The following is a 3,588-nucleotide window of genomic DNA, read 5'->3' on the forward strand; positions in this document are numbered from 1 at the left end:
GATCCCAGTCATGTTGAACCGCAAACCGAGCAGGACACCGTGGTTGAAGGCGAGCCTATCCTACGGGTACGCAATCTGGTGACGCGTTTTCCTCTGCGCAGCGGCATTCTTAACCGGGTAACCCGTGAGGTGCACGCGGTGGAAAACGTCAGCTTTGACCTGTGGCCGGGAGAAACGCTCTCGCTGGTGGGCGAGTCGGGTTGCGGCAAATCCACCACCGGGCGGGCGTTGCTGCGCCTGGTTGAGTCTCAGCGTGGAGAGATCATCTTCAACGGACAGCGGATTGATACCCTCGCCGCCAGCAAACTGCAGCCGCTGCGCCGGGACATTCAGTTCATCTTCCAGGACCCTTATGCATCGCTCGATCCTCGCCAGACGGTGGGATATTCCATTTTAGAGCCGTTACGGGTGCATGGATTACTGCAAGGCGATGCGGCGGCAAAACGGGTTGCCTGGCTGCTTGAGCGCGTAGGATTGCTCCCTGAGCATGCCTGGCGCTATCCGCACGAGTTTTCCGGCGGTCAGCGTCAGCGTATCTGCATTGCCCGGGCGCTGGCGCTCAATCCCAAGGTAATTATTGCCGATGAGTCGGTCTCGGCGCTGGATGTCTCGATTCGTGGGCAAATTATCAACTTGTTGCTCGACCTGCAGCGCGAAATGGGGATCGCATACCTGTTTATTTCCCACGATATGGCGGTAGTGGAGCGGATCAGTCACCGTGTGGCGGTGATGTATCTGGGGCAGATCGTCGAGATCGGCACCCGGCGGGCGGTATTTGAAAATCCACAGCATCCGTATACGCGCAAACTGATGGCGGCAGTACCGGTTGCCGATCCATCACATCATCGGCCCCAGCGCGTGCTGTTATCGGATGATATCCCCAGCAATATCCGCAAGCGCGGCGAAGAGATTTCCCCCGTGTCACTACAATTAGTTGGCCCGGGGCATTATGTCGCGCGTCCACAACCAGAAAATGCGCTTTCGCGTTTATAACAGGCAGACAGGGTTTAAGGAGAATAACATGACAAAAATTGTTGCTCGAAAATGGCTGGTTGCTGTGGGAGTGGCCTCGGCGCTGACCGCCGCACCGAGCTGGGCCGCCAAAGATGTGGTGGTGGCGGTGGGATCTAATTTCACCACGCTCGACCCCTATGACGCGAACGACACGTTGTCGCAGGCGGTAGCAAAGTCGTTTTATCAAGGGCTGTTTGGCCTTGATAAAGAGATGAAGCTGAAAAATGTGCTGGCGGAGAGTTATACGGTTTCTGATGATGGCCTGACTTACACCCTTAAGCTGCGTCAGGGCGTGAAGTTTCAGGATGGCACTGACTTCAACGCCGATGCGGTCAAAGCTAACCTCGATCGGGCCAGTAATCCGGAAAACCATCTGAAACGCTACAACCTGTATAAGAATATTGATAAAACCGAGGTTGTCGACCCGTCGACGGTGAAGATTACGCTGAAGCAACCGTTCTCGGCATTCATCAATATTCTGGCGCACCCGGCAACGGCGATGATTTCGCCTGCCGCGCTGGAGAAATACGGTAAGGAGATCGGCTTTCATCCTGTCGGCACCGGACCGTATCAGCTTGAAACCTGGAATCAGACGGATTTTGTGAAGGTTAAGAAGTTCGCGGGCTACTGGCAGCAAGGGTTGCCAAAGCTTGACACGATTACCTGGCGTCCGGTGACCGACAACAACACGCGTGCGGCCATGCTGCAGACCGGGGAAGCGCAGGTTGCCTTCCCGATCCCTTACGAGCAGGCGGCGCTACTGGCGAAGAACAAAAACCTGGAACTGGTGGCCAGTCCGTCTATCATGCAGCGCTATATCAGCATGAACGTCACGCAAAAACCGTTCGATAACCCGAAGGTGCGTGAGGCGCTGAATTATGCCATCAACCGTCAGGCGCTGGTGAAAGTCGCTTTTGCCGGGTACGCGACGCCTGCCACCGGTGTTCTCCCGCCATCGATTGCCTATGCGCAAAGCTATACGCCGTGGCCTTACGATCCGGCGAAAGCGCGCGAGTTGCTGAAAGAAGCGGGTTACCCTAATGGTTTTACCACCACGCTATGGTCTTCGCATAACCACAGTACCGCGCAGAAAGTACTGCAATTTACCCAGCAGCAGTTGGCACAGGTGGGCATTAAGGCGCAGGTAACGGCGATGGACGCTGGTCAGCGAGCGGCGGAAGTTGAAGGTAAAGCGCAGAAAGAGAGCGGAGTGCGGATGTTCTACACCGGCTGGTCTGCTTCTACAGGTGAAGCGGACTGGGCGCTGTCGCCGCTATTTGCATCACAAAACTGGCCGCCGACGCTGTTTAACACGGCGTTCTACAGCAATAAGCAGGTGGACAGTGATTTAGCCGCGGCTTTGCAAACCAACGATCCGGCGCAGAAAGCGAAGCTGTACAAAGATGCGCAGGATATCATCTGGAAAGAGTCGCCGTGGATCCCGCTGGTGGTTGAAAAACTGATTTCGGCGCACAGCACCAGGTTGACGGGATTCTGGATCATGCCGGATACCGGATTTAGCTTTGATGATGCGGATTTAAAATAAGCGATGCATTCGGCCCCGTAATGCAGGGGCCGGCGAAGGGAGCGTGATGCTTAACTATGTTTTCAAGCGCCTGCTGGGGTTGATCCCAACGCTGTTGATTGTGGCGGTGCTGGTGTTTTTATTTGTTCACCTGCTACCCGGCGATCCGGCCCGGCTGATTGCCGGACCGGAAGCTGACGCTGAGGTGATTGAACTGGTGCGTAAGCAACTGGGTCTGGACCAACCGCTGCATATTCAGTTCTGGCATTACATGACCAACGTGTTGCAGGGCGATTTTGGAACCTCGATGGTTTCTCGCCGCCCGGTTGCGGAAGAGATTGCCAGCCGTTTTATGCCATCGCTATGGCTGACAATTGCCAGTATGGCGTGGGCAGTGTTATTTGGCATGACGGCGGGGATTATCGCCGCCGTGTGGCGTAATCGCTGGCCGGACAGGTTAAGTATGACGCTGGCGGTCACCGGGATCTCTTTTCCGGCTTTTGCGCTCGGCATGCTGCTTATGCAGATATTTTCCGTTGAACTCGGCTGGTTGCCCACCGTGGGCGCTGACACCTGGCTGCACTATATCCTCCCGTCTATTACGCTGGGGGCGGCGGTGGCTGCGGTGCTGGCCCGCTTTACCCGTGCTTCGTTTGTCGATGTGCTCAGTGAAGATTATATGCGCACCGCGCGAGCTAAAGGGGTGAGTGAAACCTGGGTGGTGTTAAAACATGGTCTGCGTAACGCGATGATCCCGGTGGTTACCATGATGGGGCTACAGTTTGGTTTTTTACTCGGCGGCTCAATCGTGGTTGAGAAGGTGTTTAACTGGCCAGGGCTTGGACGACTGTTAGTGGACTCAGTCGAAATGCGCGACTACCCGGTGATACAGGCCGAGGTGCTGTTATTCTCTCTGGAGTTTATTCTTATTAATTTAGTGGTGGATGTACTCTACGCCGCCATTAATCCGGCTATCAGGTACAAGTAAGGATGCGATTTTTTAACTGGCGCCGACAGGCGATTTTAAATGCGATGCCCCTTGTTAAGCC

Annotated in this window: 3 protein-coding genes; all 3 read left to right on the forward strand. The window is 55.3% G+C overall.

Annotated elements, in window-relative coordinates; translation table 11 throughout:
* Positions 1-993 (forward strand): ATP-binding cassette domain-containing protein (locus KQJ18_RS22595; RefSeq protein WP_216422801.1); only part of this gene is annotated, 993 nt, incomplete at its 5' end.
* A 28-nt stretch (positions 994-1,021) separates the two neighbouring features.
* Entirely contained in the window at positions 1,022-2,560 is a 1,539-nt protein-coding gene (gene gsiB / locus KQJ18_RS22600; RefSeq protein WP_216422802.1) for a glutathione ABC transporter substrate-binding protein GsiB, read from the forward strand.
* 46 nt (positions 2,561-2,606) lie between these two features.
* Positions 2,607-3,527: a glutathione ABC transporter permease GsiC gene (gene gsiC, locus KQJ18_RS22605; RefSeq protein WP_069323225.1), complete on the forward strand. Its 921-nt coding sequence runs from the start codon at positions 2,607-2,609 to the stop codon at positions 3,525-3,527.
* The last annotated feature ends 61 nt before the right edge of the window (positions 3,528-3,588 follow it).

The sequence above is a fragment of the Citrobacter sp. S55_ASV_140 genome (assembly GCF_018919505.1).
GTDB lineage: Bacteria > Pseudomonadota > Gammaproteobacteria > Enterobacterales > Enterobacteriaceae > Citrobacter > Citrobacter werkmanii.